This is a genomic window from Bacillus sp. ILBB4, from assembly GCF_035064545.1.
GTDB lineage: Bacteria > Bacillota > Bacilli > Bacillales > Bacillaceae_H > Priestia.
In genome coordinates this window covers 286,583-307,131 of sequence record NZ_JAIQVD010000002.1, presented here as the reverse complement: position 1 = coordinate 307,131, position 20,549 = coordinate 286,583, and the positions used below count along the sequence as shown (strand labels likewise).

The window sequence follows — 20,549 nt, the reverse complement described above, 5'->3', positions numbered from 1 at the left end:
CCGGCGAGTAGAACGGCGAGTACCGCGGGTAGAACGACGAGTAGAACGGCGAGTAGAACGGCGAGTACCGCGGGTAGAACGGCGAGTAGAACGGCGAGTAGAACGGCGAGTACCGCGGGTAGAACGACGAGAGCGGCCAGTACTACGAGAAGAGCGACGACGTCTTGTTAGTGGGCCGGCAGTTGGCTCTTGAAACATAAAAGATTTCAGTTCTGTACTTTCTAGGGCTTCAGCAGCCTCTTTAATTTTTTCAGCTGTAATATGCAATCCAAAAACCTCCTTGTCAATTGGACTAGGTCTTGCATTAATAGAATACGCGACGATGCTTGTCTTTGATATAAGTCAAAAGTGGAGTTTAAGGAAATAGTTGATATGATGGGGTATCATGGAGAATTTGCTCTTCATATACTTTAATAATTGAAGAAAGGTGGTCGAGTAATGAAGCAAAAAGAAATTCCTCAATACGCTCTGTTTGTGAATGTAAAAGATTTAAAGGAAATGCAAAGAGATATTTGGTCAGAAGAAGCTGTTCAGGCAACGATGAAGTTTAACAAAAAACGCTACGATATTGATTTGTTGCTAAGAGGCTCCCATATTCGGAAGATGAAGAAAAAGTCATATTATATTGAATTCTATTCTCCGAAAATATTTCAGCGTGCCAAAGAAATACACCTAAACGCTGAATATAAAGATCCATCGCTTATGCGCAACAAATTGTCCCTCGATTTTTTCTCCTCCTTAGACGTTTTATCTCCTCAGTCTCAGTTTATAAACCTCACAATTAACGGTAAAAATGAAGGAATATATCTTCAGCTCGAATCGGTAGATGAACTATTTTTGAAAAAAAGAAATTTGGCGGATGGATCCATATTTTATGCAGTAGACGGAGATGCTAATTTTTCTTTAATGAGCGACTTAGATAAAAAGCCAAAAACAACTCTGCTATCAGGGTATGAAGATAAAGCAGTGAAACAAGGAGATGAGGAAAAATTAGAGCAGTTTATATTTAATCTTAATACGTGGACAAATACAGAATTCGAACAGAATATTGAGAAGTATCTGCACGTAGACCGCTACTTATCTTGGTTAGTTGGTATTATTTGTATGCAGAATTACGACGGTTTTGTTCATAATTATGCCCTCTATCGAAACCATGAAAGTGGACGCTTTGAACTGATTCCATGGGATTATGATGCGACTTGGGGAAGAGATGTAAATGGAAAAGTAATGGAAGGGGATTACGTCCGTGCACAAGGATTTAACACGCTTACCGCTCGCTTATTGGCAGTAGATAGCATTAAAAAACGTTATATTAAAAAGATGAACAATGTTCTAAATAATCAATTTACAGTGGAATATATGAAACCCATCGTCTATCAAATGCACGAAGAGCTTAAGCCTTATATTTTGAAAGATCCTTATGTAAAAAACAATATAGAACAATTTTATGAGGAGCCGGCATTTATTTTATCCTTTATAAAAGACCGAACAGCATATATTAAAAATAATCTTCTTACTTTTTAGATACCATAGAATGATAGGCAGAAGTGGAATTTGTTAATAATAGGCAAATGTACGAAATCAATAGCTGTACATGATACGTATATATACAGTATGAATGACCAATATGGATGACTAACAAGGAGGAAAAAAGAATGGAAAACTATTATTATTATTATGGGCAAAATCAAGGTCAAGATTCAAATCCAAACCGAAAACGCAGCCACAGCAAAAATGCAAATCGACCTGATAAAGGCTATTCTTCGCAGTTTAAACCTTTAAAAGGAAGAATGGTGACTGTTTATCGAGGAGGTCCTGAATCAAAAACAGGTTATTTACTTGATGTTCAGTCTGATTATTTAATATTAGCAGTAGAAAACGATAACAATAATAACAATGATGAAAATAATAATGAGGGAAATAGCAACCAAAACAACCAAAACAACCAAAACAATCAAAATAATCAAAATAATCAAAATGATCAACAAGGATATACTGTTGTATATTATCATTTATCCCATGTTAAGAGTATTACGGAAGATGCTATGTCAAATTCAGCACAGACGTTTACCGGGTTTGATAATGACGGTACTTTAGAGTTGTATAGAGGCAAGACATTTGCTAGTACTTTATCATTACTGAAAAGTAAATATGTTCAAATAAATCAAGGGGGTCCTGAGAAAAAAGCAGGCCAGCTCCTTGACGTATTAGGTTCGTCAGAGTCTGCTTACCTTGTATTACTGTCGGAAGATGATGGTATCGTCTATATCAATGTTGAACATGTAAAAAGTATAAGTGAATATCAAAACAATAATAACAATAATAACAATAATAATAACAATAATAACATTCAAATGAATAATCAATTTGCTACAAATCAGGAACCAACTTATATGAAATCAAAAAACTTTAATAATTTATTTACTCATCTATCACACAAATGGGTATCGATCAACGGCGGCGGTCCAGAAGCTGTAGAAGGTGTATTGGTGCAAAGTCGGAATGGTACTTTTACCCTTGTTCAGGACAATCAAGTATTACGCTTACAGCCAAGACATGTTAAAACCATTTGTGTAGGAGCAAAAGGATCTTTTAAACAAAATAATAATCAAGATGATGAGCAGAAAGAGGAAAATACAAATACTGAAGACGGAGGATCAACGGAAGGCGTTCCAGAAGGTCGTACAGGAAGAAGCCGCCGCACAGATTCACACTCGTCAGGAAAAAGCCGCCGCACAGATTCACACTCGTCAGCGTCAAGAGAGCAAGTCATCCAAACAAAAAATTATCGTTGGAAAGCATAATGAATAAGAACAAAAAAGGTGCTTATAAAGCACCTTTTCTGTCATATAGGAAAGAGGGAGGAGAATGAGTATAAATCGTTATATTAATAAAATTGTAGAAGTAGATATTTCAGGGAAAACTAAGTTTATTGGCAGACTTGTTGACTTAGGGTTAGATGTCATGATTTTGTATAATGGACATGATTATTTGTATATTCCTCTTTTACACATGCATCGTTTGCGAGAAGTATCAGAAGAAGACTATACGGTTTTACGTGAAATAGAAGAGAACTTGATAGAAGAAAGTCAGCGAATTTCTTATCGTAATATTTTACAGCAGGCAAAAGGGAAATTTATTGAAATTTATGTAACAGGAGGGAAATCATTGCATGGCTATATCACAAGCGTGCTGAATGATTATCTTGTGTTTTATTCTCCAGTGTATAAAAATGTCTTTGTTTCTCTACATCATTTGAAATGGCTTACCCCTTACAGTAATGAGTTAACCCCTTATTCTTTAAGTGACAAAGAGCTCCCGGTAAGGCCCGCCTCTGCACCTTTTGTCAGAAACTTTGAAGAGCAGCTTAAAAAATATGAAAATCAACTGGTCGTATTAGATTTAGGGGATCAATCAGAAAAAATTGGCGTACTTAAAGAAGTTTCTAATAATATTGTTGAACTAATTACGGCAAATGGAGAAAGTATGTATTGGAAGTTAGCTCACGTAAAATCTGTGCACTTGCCTTAGAAAAAGAGACCTGGCTGTCGTCTCTTTTTTTTATGTGCTTATCAGGACAAGTATATTGAATAAACAAATGAGATGATTTGAATTTTTTAGAAAATTATGTTGACAATAAAGAAAATCTTTATTAAAGTTATTAACAACAAACGTTAACCACCAACAATTATATAGAACTCTTATCAAGAGTGGCGGAGGGACTGGCCCTGCGATGCCCGGCAACCATCAAATGAAACATTCATTTGAACGGTGCTAATTCCTGTGGAACATCAGTATTGTTCTAACAGATGAGAGAAATCGTGTATAAACGAACACTCTTCCATCTGTGAAGAGTGTTTTTTATTTTGAGTTAAGGAGAGAAATAGATGAAAATTGAAACTTTATTAGTTCGTTCAGGAGTAGGTCGCGACCCTTCAACAGGTTCTATTACAACACCCATTTATCAAGCATCAACATTTGCTCATCCTGCTTTAGGGCAAAGTACAGGATTTGACTATGCACGTACGGCAAATCCTACTCGTACAGCATTGGAAGAAGCAATTGCTGCTTTAGAAAAAGGAGAAGTAGGAGTAGCATTTGCTTCAGGAATGGCGGGCGTAATGGCAGTTTTAGCACTATTTAAAAACGGAGATCATTTAATTGTATCAGAAGATTTATACGGAGGAACGTACCGAGTACTAAATGAAATCTTTTCAGAGCAAGGAATTACTGTTTCGTACGTCAACACAGCCCATCTCGAGCAAGTAAAAGATGCGCTTCGTCCCAACACGAAAGCTTTATTTATTGAAACACCTACAAATCCAATGATGCACGTGACTGATTTGCCCGAAGCAATTGCGTTAGCTAAACAGCATGATTTGCTTACTATCGTTGACAATACATTCATGTCCCCTTACTATCAGCGTCCTTTAGAGCTTGGAGCAGATATTGTGATACATAGTGCGAGCAAATACATTGGGGGGCATAATGATGTAGTTGCTGGTCTTGTAGTCGCTCGATGTAGTAGCTTAGGAGAGAAAATTCGTTTTTATCAAAATGCAGCTGGGGCAATCTTAGGTCCACAAGATAGCTGGTTGTTGTTGCGCGGTGTTAAGACGCTAGCGCTTCGTATGGAAAAGCATAACGAAAACGCACTGAAAATTGCAAATTGGCTTACTGTTCATGATCTCGTAGAAAAAGTGTATTACCCTGGTCTTGAAACACATCCAGGCTATGAAATCATGAAGAAACAAGCGACTGGATTTGGAGGCATGATTTCTTTTGCTGTCTCACACCCTGACATCGTGTCCACGCTTTTGGAAAATGTTAAAGTTATTACATTTGCAGAAAGCTTAGGAGGCGTGGAAAGTTTAATGACATTCCCAGCTCGTCAAACACACGCTGATATTCCCGAGGAAATTCGAAATCGTGTTGGAGTAACAAACTGTTTACTGCGATTATCAGTTGGAATTGAGCACGCAGATGATTTAATTAAAGATTTGAAGGAGGCATTTGATGCATACCAACAATAATAAACATAGATTCGGTACGAACTTAATTCATGCAAATACAGGAATTGACGGTCATTTTGGAGCGGTTAACGTACCTATTTATCAGGTATCTACATTTAACCAAGAAGATGAGACGAACAACGGCCGCTATGACTATTCTCGTTCAGGAAATCCAACTCGTGAGGCTTTAGAAAACACCATTGCTCAGCTAGAAAATGGATACGCTGGTTTTGCTTTTTCATCAGGTATGGCTGCTATCTCATCGGTGTTATCTATTTTTGAATCAGGGGATGAAATTTTAGTTTCACACGATACGTACGGCGGGACATATCGTGTATTAACACGGTTATTTTCAAAGTTTGGTATCAAAACAACTTTTGTTGATACAACGAAGGTTGAGAAAGTAGAAGAAGCAATCACAAAAGATACGAGAGCTATTTATATCGAAAGCCCTTCAAATCCATTTTTACAGGTAACGGATATTAAAGCAGTAGCAAGTTTGGCGAAGGAGCGCAATCTCCTTACAATTGTGGATAACACGTTTTTAACACCTTATCTACAGCAGCCGATTGACCTTGGTGTAAATATTGTGATTCATAGTGCTACAAAATATATCAGCGGTCACAGTGACGTCATTGGCGGTCTAGTTGTGGTAAGCGATGAAAAGCTAGCAGAAGAAGTAAAGTTTGTACAAAATGCTTTTGGTGCTATCTTAGGACCACAGGATTGTTTTTTACTGCTTCGAGGAATTAAGACATTAAAAGTTCGTTTAGATCAGCAGTTAAAAACAGCGCTGCAGTTTGCAAAGTGGCTTGAAGAACAATCTCTAGTAAGCTGTGTATACTATCCAGGCTTAGAAAGTCATCCAGACCACAAGCTGATTTCAGAACAAGCAAATGGATACGGAGCTATGATTTCTTTCCAAGTACAGGATGAAAAAGTAGCACGACATATTTTACAAGGAGTGAAATTGGCTTCAATTGGCGTTAGTCTAGGTGCAGTTGAATCCATTCTAACGCATCCTGCAACAATGTCTCATGCAAGTATCCCAAAAGAAGTACGTGAAGAAAAAGGAATTACTGATTCACTTCTTCGCCTTTCAGTAGGGTTAGAGGAATTCGAGGATTTGAAGCAAGACTTTGACGCCGTTTTTCAAAGCTTAGAAGAAAAAGCGTTAATTAAATAAAAAAAGGACTTCCATCAAGGAAGTCCTTTTTATCGTTATATACAGCTATCTAAAAGGTTTGTGTATAGGGACGTAAGCGCAACTTTTTCATCAGAGGAGAGACTGCTGTTTAGAATTCTTTTTATGCCAAGATGATATTTTACATGCGGTGTTTGCCGGACGCGTGGATGAGTCATTTCATCCTTTAAATCTTTCATAATGGCTTCGTGAAGCTGATCTTCACTTGTCATGGCTTGTTTAGAAGCGAACGAACGGTTCAACCATAGGGTTTGATAAGCTGCTAGTAAATGTTCAGAAGTCATTGTGCAAAGTGCTCCTTTAGATTAGTTTCTTCATTATAATAATCTATAGTTTACCATAAGTATTAATACGTGTACGTAACTTTTACAGAAGCAGATACAGTCAAGGACTGAGCTTGAATAGGGGGAGAGGCTGCTAATAACTTAGGCGAGGAGCCAGATGACTGATAGACGGGGCCTTCTTCGATTAAAATGGGGATTTGGTTAATAGGAAGCTGCAGCGTGTTGGCAATGGTAAAAGCCTTTTCTTTAGCGTTAAGCAAAGCTTTACTTATCGCTTCTTGTTCATATTTATCATCATTTGTAACGTGGAATTGAAGATCTTGCGCTATGTTGGCTCCGCTTGAAAAAGTAGCGTTATAGACATCACCAGCTTGTTTAACATCTTGTACTCTTACTCTAAATAAGTGCTGTACTTCGTATCCTGTAAGAGTCGATTTTCCATCACTGTAATCATATTTAGGATTTATGGTGAACGAAGCTGTTTCAATTTGCTGGTCATTGATTCCAAGTTTTTTTATCTCTTGCAGCAGAGTATTTGAAACAGCTGAATTTTCTTTTAAGGCTTCTTGAACGTCTCGGTTTTCCGTGCGCGTTCCAATCGTCATGGAAATTTCATTTGGAACTGCTGAAACACTTCCTTCACCAATTACTTTAATTTCTCTATTTTGTGTATCTACGCGCAGTTGCTGTGTAGGTTCATACGGGAAATAAGAATGTTGCATACCAAAAACCTCCTTTATTGATCTTTAGTATATATATGATAAGAAAAGGAGATTAAAAACAAAAAGAGATTCAGACATAACTAAATCAACCGCTAGAAGCACCTACATACATGAAACCTACATTCACCATACCAATAAAAAAATCCGAACGAATTTGATTCTTCATTAAGAATCTAGATTCATCGTTCGGATCTTCCTTCAACTAACATACTTTTCTTCAGCTTCTTTTTGTTTATTTCGATTCTTTTATTAAGATTTCTTTCATTTCAATGAATTGATTTTGAACATCGTTTGACGGTTTCTTTGTTAGTAAACTTACAATAATAACAGCTAATAAGCTTAAAAAGAACCCAGGAATCATTTCGTAAAGGGTATCCTTCAATGGAGTATTTACCCAAATTAATACTGTAGCAGCACCTACAATCATCCCTGCAAGTGCTCCCCATCGAGTCATACGCTTCCAGTAAAGACTTAGTAAAATAGCAGGACCAAAAGCTGAACCAAATCCAGCCCAAGCATATCCAACCAGCCCTAAAATCGTATCACTAGGTTTTAAAGAAAGCAAAATGCCAATAATTGCAACACCTAAAACCGCAGCTCTTCCAACCGTCACAAGCTCTTTGTCAGAGGCCTTGCGTCGGAAAAATGTTTTATAAAAGTCTTCTGTAACAGAGCTTGCCGTTACAAGCAGCTGAGAAGAAATGGTACTCATAATTGCCGCTAGTAAAGCTGCATATAAAAATCCAGTAATTAACGGATTGAAGAGTATATCCGCAAATTTAATAAAAATAGTTTCAGGATCTGCTAGTTTCATACCCGTTTTTTCTACATATGCAATTCCAACAAGCCCTGTCAGCATAGCACCAATAATAGAAATAATCATCCAGCTCATTCCAATACGACGTGCGGGTTTTAACTCCTTAACAGAAGAGATAGCCATAAAGCGCACGATAATATGTGGCTGTCCGAAATAGCCAAGTCCCCAGGCTAAGAAAGATATAATACCTAAAACGGTCGTACCTTTAAAAATGTCAAGGTATGCTGGATTAATGCCCTGTACAATATCCATTGTTGTGTTAACGCCTCCAACATTGGTGAAAGCTACAATGGGTACTAAAACTAAGGCAAGAAACATAATAACACCTTGAACAAAATCTGTTAAACTAACGGCTAAAAATCCGCCGAAAAGAGTGTAGGCAATAACAACAGATGCTGTTACGAACAAGCCAATTTGATAATTTAAACTAAATGCCGATTCAAATAATCGTCCACCTGATACCATACCAGCTGAAGTGTAAAGAGTGAAGAAGATAAAGATAACGATTGCTGATACTGTTCGAAGAACCTTGGCATGGTCGCCAAAGCGATTTTCAAAAAAGTCTGGAATTGTAATGGAGTCGTTCGCTACTTCCGTATAAGTGCGAAGGCGCGGAGCAAGGATTAAATAGTTTAAATAAGCACCTATAGACAATCCTACTGCTAGCCATACGCTAGAAAGGCCCGTTACATACATGGAGCCAGGAAGACCCATTAACATCCACCCACTCATATCCGAAGCGCCAGCTGAAAGGGCGGTAACGGCTGGACCTAGCCCGCGTCCTCCTAACATATAGCCAGCTACATCTTCAGTGGTTTTTGTATAGGCATACCATCCTATTCCGAGCATTCCTACAAAATAAATGCCGAGTGAAATATAAACCCCAATATCCACAAAATCTCCCCTTTATGCATTTTTTATGCATGGGATAAGCAACACATCCCATGAAAACGTCTTATGGTTTTTAAAACTAACAAACTTTTCCTATACTATCAACCCGTAAAATCGTAAATTTTCTAAGTCTAAAATCCCCCAAACCTTTATACAAAAGAAATGAAATCGTTTTTAAAATAAAGTAAAATAAAAATATTCAGAAATTTATCAGCGTATTTTTTATGCAATAGGTAAAATAAAAAGAGCATTTTATAAAATGCTCTTTTGACATTCATGGATATTAGCGTGAATTCGGGAATACGCGTCGAACAACTTCGGAAAACTCGTTAAACAGTCCAGAAACTGGTTTGCCCGTTTGAAGCTTTTCTACATATCCGTTCATACGGTTTACAAAATCAGGGTTTGTTGATACAAACACTCGATGAACACTGCCGTCGGCTTTTCTCACTTCATGTGCAATCTTATGCTCCATATCTTTTGTGAGATTACCTTCTTTGTTATCGTCTAATACAGCTGCTACATAAGCTGTATGATCGGTTACGATTACATTAGCATCTTTTACATTTTTTAACGCTACGATACGATCAGCCGCCACATCGGCTACTCTCATTCCGCCGGACTGATTATACTGTTCTTTTTCGTTACGCTGTACGTCTTGCGTATCGTTTACGTCATTCATTTTCGTTTTATTGTTCCCATTTTCATATGTGACGTTGCGGACTGTGTCATCATCAATGACGCCATCTTTACCTTGATCTGCTGTGCTGCAGCCGAATAAAGAAAGGGTCGTCATGCAGCCTACAACAAACAAAAACGATTTCTTCATGATAGTATCACTCCTTATAAGTTTTAACCTTCCTTATAATTTGTTAAAAACGTGTGAAGCATACATGAAAAATATAAAAAAGCCTATACTATCGAAAAAGGAGGAATATGTATGAGTGGAATCCAACAAAGCATATTTGTGCTTCATACAAAAGAAGAAAACCATGAAGAAACAACAACGTTTGCACTAACTTCAGAAGAAGCTAAGTTATTATTTGAGACCCTGCAAAATAAACGAAAAGAAATTATCGACGCCCATATTGATAACATGCTGACGTAAGGAAGATAAATATTTTGCAAAACGGATGAGCCATATGTTAAGAATGGCCCAATATTTGCATTCTACATATAGGTATAGTATAATGTAAACGCAACCAAATTTAATAAATGTAATGAATACTACGTTTGACCATATACTCGAATTAGATTTAGTGAAAATTCACTTGTTATAAAGGAGATCTACTTCGCGTAGGTCTCTTTTATAATATGTGAATTTTTTATTTACGGTATAAATGTAAATATAGAGTAACATATTAAAATTTTTACATTTTTTGGAGGTTTTTTTACATGGCTACTACAGGTACAGTAAAATGGTTTAACAGTGAAAAGGGCTTCGGTTTTATCGAAGTACCAGGCGAAAATGACGTATTCGTTCATTTTTCAGCTATCCAATCTGAAGGCTTCAAAACATTAGAAGAAGGCCAAAAAGTTGAATTTGAAATCGTTGAAGGTCAACGTGGACCTCAAGCGGAGAATGTTGTAAAATTATAATTCAACGCTACATATGAAAGCTGCCGATAGGCAGCTTTTTTTTATACAAATTTGTTTTATTTGTATGATTAAGAAAATAGATTAAAGTAGGGGAGAAGGGAAGGCATGAGTTCATTTCATTGCTGTGCCACATGTCAACATTTTCAAAGCATTAAATTGGATAAGGGAATGAAGTATCTCTGCAAAAGACTAGGCTATGAGACCCGACCTTCTTATCAGTTTACATGCTGGGAGCCAAAAGAAGTAGTTAAAAAACTAATGGAAAAACGAAATCAAAAATAAGCTCTTTTTAAAGAGCTTATTTTTGATTATTCCTCTTTATTTGTACCTTCCTCTGAAGGTAAATGCTTCCCGCAAAACTCTTTTACAGCTTCTTCTTCCTCTTCTTCAAGGTCGAAGTCTAATACTTTATTTGTTGAAACTTCGTAGAAATGAGTTTGGGCAATAGAAGTGTTATCTTCGCCTTTAATATATACTAAGCGTAGTGCTAGGTCGTTGCCCGTATATAATTCATCATCTTCTTCTACCTCAATGTATAAATGGAATTCATAGCGTTCACCTAGAAGGAGACCAAATGGATCCTGCAATTGTTCAGCTGTATATTCTTTAATTGTAAACATATGTACGTCCTTTCCATATATCAGTAAAATACTTGCATCATCTATTATAGTTTTTCTTTGCAAAGAAAGAAAGTGCATGCGTAATTCATGCACGGATTTATTCCTTGATCATTCTATTTAGCGAATCGATGGCGCAAGGACTTCGATGATTTACTTAAAGGCGGAAGAAACGCGCGTATGTTTTTGCTTATACATGGCAGCATCTGCTTTTTGAATGAATGTATCTAGGTTGGTGTCGTCTGAAGGCGCACATATAATAAATCCGTAACTCGCAGACAGTGCATATGGCTTATTAAACTCTTTCTTTTTACCTTCTAGCTGCTCATTAATATTTTGCCACAGCTCTTGTACGTATTCTTCCGTTTGTTCAGGAGCAATTAATAAAAACTCATCGCCTCCGTAGCGAAAGAGCGTATCATCTTTGCTAATATAACCACTAATTGATTCTGCTATTGTTTTAATAAGCCAGTCGCCTTCTCTATGACCGTATTGATCATTTACTAGTTTTAAAGAATTAATATCGATAAAACATAATAGAAAAGGTGTATCATTGGTTTTTGCTCTCAGCAGTTCCAGCTGCAGTTTTTCCATTCCACTTCTTCGATTTAAAATTCCGGTTAGCATATCAGTTGAAGCATGCAAGCTCAATTTATGCTCAACCGCTTTTAAATCGGTTATATCGGTAATACCTGCGAGTATGCAGCTTTGGCTTTGATACTCTAGTAATTCATAATTGATCATAACCCACTTAGAATCTCCATATTCCCGTGCTTCTAGGATATAGTTTTTTACATATTTCTCTTGTTGAAGACGTTTTAAAATCTCCTCTCGATCTTCATCGGTGGGATAGATTATAAATCCGTCTATTTGATCAAGATCTTGAGAAGCAAGATTGTAAAAATGAATAGCTTTATTGTTAATGAGCAGCACTTTGTGGTCGGATAATCTTGTTAATAGTAAAGGATAGGGATTAATTTTGAACAGCGTAAAAAAATTACGTTCGCTTTTTTTTAGCTGTAAATGACTCATATATTCTTTGTGACGGTATGTATAAAGAATGTATGAAATAAGTAAAGCGATAGCAACTGCTGCAGTTGTATTGATCTGCTTTTAAATAAGAGAAAAAGAATCCGGTACATATCGTGATAAGCCGTATAGTAAAAAAAGATGGTTAGGAATAAAAATGATGCACAGCTGTTTTAATTTCATAGGACACAAAACAGCTGTGGAAATCAACAGCATCATATATACGTCTACGCGACCTGTGAAAAGCTGACTGTTAATAGTAGAAAGTGCTGCAGCAAATACGTAATAAAATATATAGCCATATACAATGGTGCTTAAGCAGTTAGCAAACAGCTCTTTTCTCTTACTAACATAATAGAAAAATAAATAAAGAGAGGAGAGAGCAAAACTAGTGAAATGAATACCAATTAGTGTATGTCTAAACTGAGATGTCCCCGCATGTTGAAGTAAAGAAAAACCTATATAAATATAAATAGGATAGGAAACTACAAGAGCAAGTGAAACTAGCTTGACTCTTTGTTGAAGCATTTCTACATTCGTTTTATCTTCATTAACTTCTCTTACAGAAGGAAAACGAAATTTCTTCAAAAAGGAGAAAGGTAAAAGAGAAAGAAGGAATGACATGACCATCATCTCCATATTTTTTTTAGGTATTTTAGCATGTTTGTATAAGAAAAGACATGAATTTTTTAAATGAAAATGTCTGCTTTTTGATTAAGAAAAAGCATAAAGATTTATATGATTAAAGGTGAGGACAAAGAGCCTCACCTTTTTTATTGAAGTTTATTCGATTCAGCATGCCGTACAAACATGGTCTCATCTTCTACTAAGCCGCAAGCTCCGCACTGAATGCGTTTTTGCGGTCCGTTATAAGCAGCATGAAAGGCATCGAGTGTTTCGTTTGTGTATTCTTCTACGACGTCTCCGCTTCTTGGATCCATTTTTACAGGTTTTGCATTTTGTTCAATGATATTAAAGCGCGTTCGATTTGTTTTGCAGCTAGGGCAAAGATAAGGGCTTCCCATTTTTAACATCTCCTTGAAAAATTTACTGTATTAATACCATGTCCGAATCCACCAAAAACATACAAAAACTTATGGTTTTCTATCGAACGTTCATTCGTTAAAATAGAAGCAGGTGATGAAAATGAGAATACGAAAAAACTTACAAGAAGTAATGGATATCTTGCAAACGAATCCGTCATATCAGCAAAATATCGTTCATTGGCATACAATCGAAGAGAAAGAAGCTAAAACTGCGCCATTTCCAGCTTCTTTGCATACGAAACTGCGGCAAGCACTTGAGAATCGAGGAATTGGTTCGCTTTATACGCATCAAAAAACAGCGTTTGATTTGGCGACAGCTAAGAAGAATGTTGTGGCTGTGACGCCGACAGCATCAGGAAAAACATTGTGCTACAACTTGCCGGTACTCCAGAGTATTATGGAGAATGATCAGGCTAGAGCTCTTTATCTGTTTCCAACAAAAGCGCTTGCCCAAGATCAAAAAAGTGAGTTAAATGAAATCATTGAAGAAATGGAAGTGCCAATCAATAGCTACACGTATGATGGAGATACTCCGGCAAACATCCGTCAAAAGGTGAGAAAAGCAGGTCATATTGTTATTACGAATCCAGATATGCTTCATTCAGCTATTTTACCTCATCATACTAAATGGGTATCACTGTTTGAAAACTTGAAGTACATTGTGATTGATGAACTTCATACGTACCGCGGTGTTTTTGGAAGCCATGTAGCCAACGTTATACGCCGGTTAAAGCGAATTTGCCGCTACTATGGAAGCAACCCTATCTTTATTTGTACATCAGCGACCATTGCTAACCCAAAAGAACTCGCTGAACATTTAACGGGAGCTCATGTTATGTTAGTAGATAACAACGGAGCGCCTAGCGGCCGCAAGCATTTTATTTTTTATAACCCTCCTATTGTTAATAAACCGTTAAACATTAGAAGAAGTGCTACGCTTGAAGTGCGAAATATTGCAGGAGAGTTTTTGAAAAATAAAATTCAAACGATTGTATTTGCACGAAGCCGAGTACGAGTGGAAATTATTTTAACGTATCTGCAGGAGCTCGTAAAAAACCAGCTTCAAAATAAGTCTATTCAAGGGTACCGCGGAGGATATTTGCCGAAGCAGCGACGCGAAATAGAAAGAGGACTTCGAGAGGGAAGTATTTACGGGGTAGTCAGTACGAATGCTTTAGAGCTAGGAGTGGATATCGGGCAGCTGCAGGTGTGTGTGATGACAGGTTATCCAGGCACGGTTGCAAGCGCTTGGCAGCAAGCAGGACGAGCAGGGAGACGTCACGGAGAAGCCGTCATTGTGATGATCGCAAGTTCAAGTCCGCTTGATCAGTATATGATTCAGCATCCGGACTACTTTTTTAGCAGAAATCCAGAAACAGCTCGAATTAATCCTGATAATCTTGTTATTTTAGTCGATCATTTAAAATGTGCGTCCTATGAGCTGCCGTTTAAGCAGGGAGAAACATTTGATGGGGTAGAAATTGAAGACGTCCTGGAGTTTTTGCAAGAAGAGCGAGTGATTCATTTTAGCGGAGACAAATGGTACTGGATGAATGATTCGTTCCCAGCTCATAATATCAGTCTGCGCTCTGCATCCCAAGAAAATGTTGTCATCATTGATCAATCGGACGTTGCAAATGTGAAAGTAATTGGAGAAATGGATCGCTTTAGTGCCATGACGCTTCTTCATGATGAGGCGATTTACTTGCATCAAGGCATTCAGTATCAAGTAGAATACTTGGACTGGGATGAGAAAAAAGCGTATGTTCGTGAAGTGGATGTAGACTATTTCACCGATGCAAACTTAGCGGTTAACTTAAAGGTTCTAGAAGCTGATAAAGAACGGATGGAGAGAACATATTCAATCGGTTATGGCGATGTAATGGTCAGCGCTATGGCTACGATATTTAAAAAAATAAAGTTTGAGACGCATGAAAACATAGGGTCAGGCCCCATTTCACTTCCGGAAGAAGAGCTTCATACAAATGCCGTGTGGCTAAGCTTTGAAAAAGAACAGTTTAACGAATCTGAACAACGATTGGAACAAGCGCTTATTTCCGTGGCAAATGCCCTTCAGTCAATTGCACCGCTTATGGTGATGTGCGATCCGTCTGATTTACATGTAGTGCCTCAGATAAAAGCGGTGCACAACGAACAGCCGACTATCTTCTTATATGATCGATACCCGGGAGGCATTGGGCTAAGTGACAAAGTATACGAACAAATGAATGATGTGCTAAATCAAACCAATCAATTAATTGTAAATTGTTCTTGCGAAAGCGGCTGTCCGTCTTGTATCGGTATGGAAGCACAGGGAGAATGCGCAAAAAGCGATGCGCTCGTGCTGCTACAACAACTGCAAAGTAGGTGAACTCGTGTCTTTTAAAAATAAATTAAACCGTATGAAAAAGCATCTTCATGTTACAGAAGCAAAGCCGCCGGTTGAAAGTAACCCGCAGCGACCTAAAAGCGCGTCTATTCCCTATGAACAGGAATGGAAGGGAAATCATGCTGTTCCTTACTTTGCCGAAGACAGCTACTGTATGATCAGAGAAGTGGTTTACCCGCTCGACTACAAGCATGGACATTATGAATTTAATGAGCTGAAAAAAGTAGTGGAAGTATGGAATCGGTCTACAGTTGCTCATCCGCTTTCATCAAAAGGCCGCACATATTCAGATTTATTTTTCTTTGATACGGAAACGACGGGGCTTAGTACAGGTACGGGAACGACTATCTTTTTGCTAGGATATGCAAGAGTGCTAAAAGATTCCGTCGTTTTTCGTCAGCATATATTAACAGAGCCAAGTGGAGAAGTAGCATTTTACGAAAGTTTCTTAAAAGAAGTAGACTATACGACGCTTGTGACTTATAATGGGAAATCTTTCGATTGGCCTCATGTGAAGACTCGTCATACGCTATTGAGAGATCATTTGCCCAAGCTGCCTAAGTTCGGTCACTTTGATTTACTGCATGCATCAAGAAGGCTGTGGAAACATAAAATGAATTCGGTTAAGCTTGCGAATGTCGAAAATGAAATACTTGGAATTGAACGAGTGGATGATATTCCAGGTTTCTTAGCTCCCATGATTTATTTTGATTTTATTGAAACGAAAAATCCAAGAGGCTTATTCGACATTATGAAACATAATGAACATGATATTTTATCACTTATCACCTTATACATTCATTTATCAAAACATCTCCTTACTAGTGAGGAGTTTACAGAAAAAGAAACATATGAAGTAGCAAGATGGTATGAGCAGTTAGGGGAGAATAAGCACGCTTTCTCTCTTTATCAGGGCGTAGCGGAAAAAGAAAAAGAGGAGCATGAAAAAGCTCAGCTAGCGATGGCTTATCATTATAAAAAAGAGAAGAGTTGGAAAGAGGCAGTGGACATGTTTGAACCCTTGGTTCAAACATGTGAAGGTGACGTCGCTATAGAAGCATTGGTTGAGCTAGCTAAAATTTATGAGCATCGTCTCAAAGATGTTCATCAAGCACTTCTATATACTGAGCTGGCCTTGGAAAAGTGGAATCAATTCAGAGAAATGACTAAAAAAACGTCGAAGGAAGCGCTTGAAAAAAGACTTGTTAGACTAAAAAATAAATCAGCTAAAGCATAGACTTCAGCTGATTTATTTTAAAATATTCAGAAATATTATTCTTTTGTTTTTGTGGATGTTTTATATTGTTCTATTTTTCAGTCATTGATAAAATTAGTCAATGTAAGACTTATTCTTACATTTTAAAAACAGAACTTTGGTGAGATGGAGAGAGGCCTCATGAAAAATGTGATTTTAGTATCATTTTTCGCATTAATTTGTTTAACAGTAATTGTCCTAAGCAGTTTGAAAAATTCGTATAACTCCTTTATGTAGGCCAAAAATAGGTGTTTGTCTTAGTACATGTACACTGCCCTTCACATATTGTAATAGTGTAATAACTAAACAGTGAAAGGGGAAAAAGGATATGTATCCAAGACCAACAAAATGTATGCCACCAATTGTGCATCCAACAAAATGCTGCACGCAGTTTACTTCTCAGGAGGTAGTTGTACCTCACATTCATCCAAGTCATAATACATTGGTGAATCATACAAATGTGAAGCACGTGCATTACTTCCCGCAAACGCAATCTGTTGTAAATGAAACTTCAAATCAACAGTTTTTTGGCGGTGCGCAGCAATATCCAACTCAAGTAGGGGGAGCAGGCTATCCAGGTCAAATGGGAGGCTACCCAGGTCAAGTAGCAGGTGCTGGTTACCCAGGTCAAGGAGGTTACCCAGGTCAAGTAGCAGGTGCTGGTTATCCAGGTCAAGGAGGCTACCCAGGTCAAGTAGCAGGTGCTAGTTATCCGGGACACAAAGGTTGCGGCCAAGGAAGCTGTCATACAAAAGGCGCGCATCAAGGACCTAATTCAGGGTATTTTAGATAATGTACTGTACGTTAATAGGAGCTGATTACATCAGTTCCTATTCTATTTTGTTACAAAGGAGTTATATAATGAAGGTGCTAACGGTTACTGGTTATAAGCCATTCGAACTTGGGATTTTTAATGAAAAACATCAAGGCATTACATACATAAAAAAAGCGCTCTATAAAAAATTACAGGAATTAGTAGAAGATGGATTAGAATGGGTATTGATTAGTGGCCAGCTAGGAGTAGAGATTTGGGCAGCAGAAGTGGTATTTGATCTCCAGCTCGATTATCCCGAGCTTCAGTTAGCTGTTTTAACACCGTTTTTGGAGCAAGAAGAAAAATGGAATGAAGTCAATAAAGAATTGTATGAATTCGTCTTAAGTCAAGCAGATTATGTAGATAGCATTACAAAAAAGAAATATGAAAGTCCAGCACAGTTTCGGTTAAAAAATCAATTTTTAGTAGAAAAAAGTGAAGGTATTTGTTTAGTTTACGACGAAGAGCACGAAGGAAGTCCTAAATATATGTTAGAAACGGCTAAAAAACGTGCTGAACGAGAAGAATACCCTATTATAATGGTGACGTCTCACGACTTACAGGACATCGTGGATGAAGAAAAATTTTCATCTTTTTAACGCCACTTGGCGAAACATTTTAAAAGATAAATTGACATTTGAAGCTATTTTTGAAAAAATGAATTATAATAAAGATAAGGTTTATCGTATTCGAGGTGATAGAGATGTTAGCTGATAAAATCCGTTTAACGGCCAAAGAAATTTTAGAAAAAGAATTTAAAACAGGCATGAGAGGCTATAATCAAGAAGAAGTAGATAAGTATCTAGATTCTGTTATTAAAGATTATGAAGCATTTCATGAAGAAATTGAAGCATTACAAACTGAAAATTTACGCTTAAAAAAGCAAGTAGAAGAATTATCTAAAAAGCCGCAACAACCTTCGTTTACCCCGCCGCCGGCTCAACAGCAGCAGCAAGCGGGTACGACAAACTTTGATATTTTAAAACGTTTGTCTAACTTAGAAAAACATGTGTTTGGAAGTAAATTATACGAATAACCTAAAAATAGGAGTTGCATTCAACTCCTATTTTTATTATACTAAGGAAAGTCGTTATCAATAACGTTCGGGTAATTGCTGCATCACATATGAGGATGTAGAGGAAAGTCCATGCTCGCACAGACTGCGATGTCTGTAGTGTTCGTGCCTAGCGAAGTCATAAGCTAGGGTAGCTGTTAAAAGCTAACGGCGGGGAAAAAGCCTAAGTCTTTTTAAGATATGGCTTGACTACTCTGAAAGTGCCACAGTGACGAAGTCTTATCAGAAATGGTAAGAGTGGAACGAGGTAAACCCCTCGAGCGAGAAACCCAAATAATGGTAGGGGAACTTTCTGGAAGGAACTGAACGGAAGGAAGGACAAAATGGTTACATTTTGTAGATAGATAATTGCCACCGGAGTACGAGGTAGCTAGCCGCTTGCAGTACAATGGTACAAAACATGGCTTACAGAACGTTATTGAAAAGCAATCGACACTTGTTGTTATACACTATATTTTAATCCAACCCAGCTCTTCGTATAACGGAAGAGCTTTTTTTATGTCAAAATGACAGCTTATCATAAGCTGTCATTTTTTTGTACAATCAGACTGAGCTTGTTGTCAGCCTCAGGTCTTAGGAGAAAATAAAGCTCTAGCTCGTTTTGAAAAAACGTCATAATCCTTAAACTAAGTATATAGATAAGCGAAAGGAGGAGACAAAATGAAAAAAGTTGGTTTGTTTTTGATTGGAGCGGTAGCTGCTATCGTTCTTCTTGCAAATGCTGGTCCGATGGTAGGACTTGCACTTGGCTTGGTTATTTTGTACGTAGCATTTAAAGGGTTTGTTAAAGCAGAGGCCCCCTTTAAAAAATGGCTCTGGGGGTTTATTGGTGTTGTCGTACTCTTAACAACTGTTTCAAACCTCCCGGCCCTTGCTGGTATCATCGCAGCAGTAGTACTTTACATTGTATATAAAAAGTGGAACAGCAGCAGCCCTATAAAAACGGAAAAAGAAGATCCGTTTAAGCATTTTGAACGTCAGTGGGCTGACTTAAATCAAAAATAATAAAAGTTTACTTTATTATCTAAGGAGATGAACAAAATGAGAAACTTATTTACTCGAATGAAAGAAACGATTTCTGCAGACCTTCATCAATTGCTTGATCACAAAGAACAAAAAAATCCAATTGCTGCACTAAACCACTATTTGCGTCAATGCGAGCAGGAGACCGAAAAGGTAAGGCAGCTTGTTGAGCGACAGCACACGTTAAAAGAACAGTTTAATCGCGAATACCATCTGGCCCTTGACATGATGAAAAAACGTCATGAGCAAGCACAAGTAGCACAAGCAGCTGAAGAAGCGGAATTACATGAATTTATTTTAAAAGAACATGCTCACTACGAAGAGAGAGCAAAGCGTGTAAAAGAATCTTATGAAGATGCATCGAAGCAGTTAGAAGAGCTTGAACAAAAGTATGAAGAAATGAAGCATAAGGTAAAAGATATGCATATTCGCCGTATGGAACTAATGGGGCGCGAAAATATTGCTCGTGCGCATCATCGTATGAATTCAGTAATGAAAACAGAAGCATCTTATACGTCCTACAGCCAGTTTGACGAAATGGAAACCTATATTGACCAGCTTGAAAATCAAATTAATACAAATTACTATAGACAAACGGTAGACAGCAAAATTGCTGAATTAGAAAAAAGAGTAAAATCATCGTAAAAAATCAGTGTTTCTGCATAAAACATGGTATTCTAAAAAAGGCGTAGGTTTCTGCGTCTTTTTAAGGTGAGAGAATAGATACCTGCAGAGCATCCAAAGAACGCTATGTCATCTACGAGGAGAAAGG

The 20,549-nt window shown here is 37.5% G+C and carries 24 protein-coding genes, 1 other RNA gene and 1 riboswitch; of the genes, 16 read left to right on the top strand and 9 right to left on the bottom strand.

The features are described from left to right. Positions 1-267 (bottom strand): CotG/ExsB N-terminal domain-containing protein (locus tag LAV82_RS07800; RefSeq protein ID WP_499715847.1); only part of this gene is annotated, 267 nt, incomplete at its 3' end. Positions 268-438: 171 nt separating this feature from the next. Here LAV82_RS07800 and LAV82_RS07795 point away from each other — a divergent pair. The 5 genes from LAV82_RS07795 (at position 439) to LAV82_RS07775 (ending at position 6,198) form a co-directional block, all read left to right on the top strand. Beyond that, on the top strand, positions 439-1,524 hold the full coding sequence (locus tag LAV82_RS07795) for a CotH kinase family protein (RefSeq protein WP_063671007.1): 1,086 nt from the start codon (positions 439-441) through the stop codon (positions 1,522-1,524). Between the two features lie 131 nt (positions 1,525-1,655). Continuing rightward, positions 1,656-2,804, top strand: a complete 1,149-nt coding sequence (locus LAV82_RS07790; protein ID WP_499715846.1) for a spore coat protein — start codon at positions 1,656-1,658, stop codon at positions 2,802-2,804. Positions 2,805-2,868: 64 nt separating this feature from the next. Further along, complete coding sequence (locus LAV82_RS07785; RefSeq protein ID WP_013056121.1) at positions 2,869-3,531, top strand: YwrJ family protein; 663 nt, start codon at positions 2,869-2,871, stop codon at positions 3,529-3,531. Positions 3,532-3,698: 167 nt separating this feature from the next. After that, positions 3,699-3,816: riboswitch (SAM riboswitch) on the top strand. A gap of 71 nt (positions 3,817-3,887) precedes the next feature. Next, complete coding sequence (locus LAV82_RS07780; RefSeq protein WP_499715845.1) at positions 3,888-5,033, top strand: trans-sulfuration enzyme family protein; 1,146 nt, start codon at positions 3,888-3,890, stop codon at positions 5,031-5,033. After that, a complete protein-coding gene (locus LAV82_RS07775; protein ID WP_013056123.1) occupies positions 5,017-6,198 on the top strand; it encodes a trans-sulfuration enzyme family protein in 1,182 nt (393 codons plus the stop codon). Before LAV82_RS07780 ends, LAV82_RS07775 begins: the two co-directional genes overlap by 17 nt. 35 nt (positions 6,199-6,233) lie before the next feature. Here LAV82_RS07775 and yoyC read toward each other — a convergent pair whose 3' ends face one another. From yoyC to LAV82_RS07755, 4 genes are all read right to left on the bottom strand, one after another. Then, entirely contained in the window at positions 6,234-6,500 is a 267-nt protein-coding gene (gene yoyC, locus LAV82_RS07770; RefSeq protein WP_078081621.1) for a protein YoyC, read from the bottom strand. A 62-nt stretch (positions 6,501-6,562) separates the two neighbouring features. Next, complete coding sequence (locus LAV82_RS07765; protein ID WP_098562960.1) at positions 6,563-7,222, bottom strand: SIMPL domain-containing protein; 660 nt, start codon at positions 7,220-7,222, stop codon at positions 6,563-6,565. A 232-nt stretch (positions 7,223-7,454) separates the two neighbouring features. Further along, positions 7,455-8,933: a sodium/proline symporter PutP gene (gene putP, locus LAV82_RS07760; RefSeq protein ID WP_499715844.1), complete on the bottom strand. Its 1,479-nt coding sequence runs from the start codon at positions 8,931-8,933 to the stop codon at positions 7,455-7,457. Positions 8,934-9,213: 280 nt separating this feature from the next. Beyond that, positions 9,214-9,759: a YhcN/YlaJ family sporulation lipoprotein gene (locus LAV82_RS07755; protein ID WP_499715843.1), complete on the bottom strand. Its 546-nt coding sequence runs from the start codon at positions 9,757-9,759 to the stop codon at positions 9,214-9,216. A 111-nt stretch (positions 9,760-9,870) separates the two neighbouring features. Here LAV82_RS07755 and LAV82_RS07750 point away from each other — a divergent pair, with 111 nt between their 5' ends. The 3 genes from LAV82_RS07750 (at position 9,871) to LAV82_RS07740 (ending at position 10,811) form a co-directional block, all read left to right on the top strand. Beyond that, entirely contained in the window at positions 9,871-10,038 is a 168-nt protein-coding gene (locus tag LAV82_RS07750) for a hypothetical protein (RefSeq protein ID WP_013056129.1), read from the top strand. Positions 10,039-10,325: 287 nt separating this feature from the next. Beyond that, entirely contained in the window at positions 10,326-10,529 is a 204-nt protein-coding gene (locus LAV82_RS07745) for a cold-shock protein (RefSeq protein WP_013056130.1), read from the top strand. Positions 10,530-10,634: 105 nt separating this feature from the next. Further along, on the top strand, positions 10,635-10,811 hold the full coding sequence (locus LAV82_RS07740; RefSeq protein WP_170959566.1) for a hypothetical protein: 177 nt from the start codon (positions 10,635-10,637) through the stop codon (positions 10,809-10,811). Positions 10,812-10,837: 26 nt separating this feature from the next. Here LAV82_RS07740 and LAV82_RS07735 read toward each other — a convergent pair whose 3' ends face one another. The 4 genes from LAV82_RS07735 to LAV82_RS07720 all read right to left on the bottom strand — a co-directional run bounded on the left by LAV82_RS07735 (position 10,838) and on the right by LAV82_RS07720 (position 13,200). Next, positions 10,838-11,149, bottom strand: coding sequence for a DUF6509 family protein (locus LAV82_RS07735; protein WP_211078137.1), 312 nt, complete (start codon positions 11,147-11,149; stop codon positions 10,838-10,840). A gap of 150 nt (positions 11,150-11,299) precedes the next feature. Next, positions 11,300-12,178 (bottom strand): sensor domain-containing diguanylate cyclase, encoded by an 879-nt coding sequence (locus tag LAV82_RS07730; RefSeq protein WP_499715842.1) that lies wholly within the window; start codon positions 12,176-12,178, stop codon positions 11,300-11,302. An 81-nt stretch (positions 12,179-12,259) separates the two neighbouring features. Then, positions 12,260-12,799, bottom strand: coding sequence for a hypothetical protein (locus LAV82_RS07725; RefSeq protein WP_499715840.1), 540 nt, complete (start codon positions 12,797-12,799; stop codon positions 12,260-12,262). 149 nt (positions 12,800-12,948) lie between these two features. Continuing rightward, positions 12,949-13,200, bottom strand: a complete 252-nt coding sequence (locus LAV82_RS07720) for a DNA alkylation repair protein (protein ID WP_211078136.1) — start codon at positions 13,198-13,200, stop codon at positions 12,949-12,951. Positions 13,201-13,321: 121 nt separating this feature from the next. On the opposite strand from LAV82_RS07720, the gene LAV82_RS07715 reads away from it, so the two are divergent. From LAV82_RS07715 to LAV82_RS07680, 8 genes are all read left to right on the top strand, one after another. Beyond that, entirely contained in the window at positions 13,322-15,592 is a 2,271-nt protein-coding gene (locus tag LAV82_RS07715) for a DEAD/DEAH box helicase (RefSeq protein ID WP_274609581.1), read from the top strand. Positions 15,593-15,596: 4 nt separating this feature from the next. Further along, on the top strand, positions 15,597-16,847 hold the full coding sequence (locus LAV82_RS07710) for a ribonuclease H-like domain-containing protein (RefSeq protein ID WP_055988990.1): 1,251 nt from the start codon (positions 15,597-15,599) through the stop codon (positions 16,845-16,847). 346 nt (positions 16,848-17,193) lie between these two features. Next, positions 17,194-17,658, top strand: a complete 465-nt coding sequence (locus LAV82_RS07705; RefSeq protein ID WP_061859656.1) for a spore coat protein — start codon at positions 17,194-17,196, stop codon at positions 17,656-17,658. A gap of 68 nt (positions 17,659-17,726) precedes the next feature. Beyond that, entirely contained in the window at positions 17,727-18,278 is a 552-nt protein-coding gene (locus tag LAV82_RS07700) for an SLOG family protein (RefSeq protein ID WP_013056138.1), read from the top strand. A 104-nt stretch (positions 18,279-18,382) separates the two neighbouring features. Continuing rightward, positions 18,383-18,715: a cell division regulator GpsB gene (gpsB, locus tag LAV82_RS07695; protein WP_013056140.1), complete on the top strand. Its 333-nt coding sequence runs from the start codon at positions 18,383-18,385 to the stop codon at positions 18,713-18,715. A gap of 63 nt (positions 18,716-18,778) precedes the next feature. After that, an RNA gene (rnpB, locus tag LAV82_RS07690) (RNase P RNA component class B) lies at positions 18,779-19,167 on the top strand. A gap of 247 nt (positions 19,168-19,414) precedes the next feature. After that, the gene (locus LAV82_RS07685; protein WP_013056141.1) at positions 19,415-19,759 is read left to right on the top strand and encodes a lmo0954 family membrane protein; all 345 of its coding nucleotides are present in this window, start codon (positions 19,415-19,417) and stop codon (positions 19,757-19,759) included. Positions 19,760-19,795: 36 nt separating this feature from the next. Then, complete coding sequence (locus tag LAV82_RS07680; protein WP_013056142.1) at positions 19,796-20,422, top strand: PspA/IM30 family protein; 627 nt, start codon at positions 19,796-19,798, stop codon at positions 20,420-20,422. The last annotated feature ends 127 nt before the right edge of the window (positions 20,423-20,549 follow it).

Bases quoted from the DNA above. Each gene is read 5' to 3' on its own strand.
- LAV82_RS07735 (WP_211078137.1), bottom strand. From the start codon at position 11,149: ATGTTTACAATTAAAGAATATACAGCTGAACAATTGCAGGATCCATTT.
- LAV82_RS07775 (WP_013056123.1), top strand. From the start codon at position 5,017: ATGCATACCAACAATAATAAACATAGATTCGGTACGAACTTAATTCAT.
- LAV82_RS07725 (WP_499715840.1), bottom strand. From the start codon at position 12,799: ATGTCATTCCTTCTTTCTCTTTTACCTTTCTCCTTTTTGAAGAAATTT.
- LAV82_RS07790 (WP_499715846.1), top strand. From the start codon at position 1,656: ATGGAAAACTATTATTATTATTATGGGCAAAATCAAGGTCAAGATTCA.
- LAV82_RS07795 (WP_063671007.1), top strand. From the start codon at position 439: ATGAAGCAAAAAGAAATTCCTCAATACGCTCTGTTTGTGAATGTAAAA.
- LAV82_RS07750 (WP_013056129.1), top strand. From the start codon at position 9,871: ATGAGTGGAATCCAACAAAGCATATTTGTGCTTCATACAAAAGAAGAA.
- LAV82_RS07705 (WP_061859656.1), top strand. From the start codon at position 17,194: ATGTATCCAAGACCAACAAAATGTATGCCACCAATTGTGCATCCAACA.
- LAV82_RS07680 (WP_013056142.1), top strand. From the start codon at position 19,796: ATGAGAAACTTATTTACTCGAATGAAAGAAACGATTTCTGCAGACCTT.
- LAV82_RS07740 (WP_170959566.1), top strand. From the start codon at position 10,635: ATGAGTTCATTTCATTGCTGTGCCACATGTCAACATTTTCAAAGCATT.
- LAV82_RS07715 (WP_274609581.1), top strand. From the start codon at position 13,322: ATGAGAATACGAAAAAACTTACAAGAAGTAATGGATATCTTGCAAACG.
- LAV82_RS07780 (WP_499715845.1), top strand. From the start codon at position 3,888: ATGAAAATTGAAACTTTATTAGTTCGTTCAGGAGTAGGTCGCGACCCT.
- LAV82_RS07765 (WP_098562960.1), bottom strand. From the start codon at position 7,222: ATGCAACATTCTTATTTCCCGTATGAACCTACACAGCAACTGCGCGTA.
- yoyC (WP_078081621.1), bottom strand. From the start codon at position 6,500: ATGACTTCTGAACATTTACTAGCAGCTTATCAAACCCTATGGTTGAAC.
- LAV82_RS07745 (WP_013056130.1), top strand. From the start codon at position 10,326: ATGGCTACTACAGGTACAGTAAAATGGTTTAACAGTGAAAAGGGCTTC.
- LAV82_RS07730 (WP_499715842.1), bottom strand. From the start codon at position 12,178: ATGAGTCATTTACAGCTAAAAAAAAGCGAACGTAATTTTTTTACGCTG.
- LAV82_RS07685 (WP_013056141.1), top strand. From the start codon at position 19,415: ATGAAAAAAGTTGGTTTGTTTTTGATTGGAGCGGTAGCTGCTATCGTT.
- LAV82_RS07720 (WP_211078136.1), bottom strand. From the start codon at position 13,200: ATGGGAAGCCCTTATCTTTGCCCTAGCTGCAAAACAAATCGAACGCGC.
- LAV82_RS07755 (WP_499715843.1), bottom strand. From the start codon at position 9,759: ATGAAGAAATCGTTTTTGTTTGTTGTAGGCTGCATGACGACCCTTTCT.
- gpsB (WP_013056140.1), top strand. From the start codon at position 18,383: ATGTTAGCTGATAAAATCCGTTTAACGGCCAAAGAAATTTTAGAAAAA.
- LAV82_RS07700 (WP_013056138.1), top strand. From the start codon at position 17,727: ATGAAGGTGCTAACGGTTACTGGTTATAAGCCATTCGAACTTGGGATT.
- LAV82_RS07785 (WP_013056121.1), top strand. From the start codon at position 2,869: ATGAGTATAAATCGTTATATTAATAAAATTGTAGAAGTAGATATTTCA.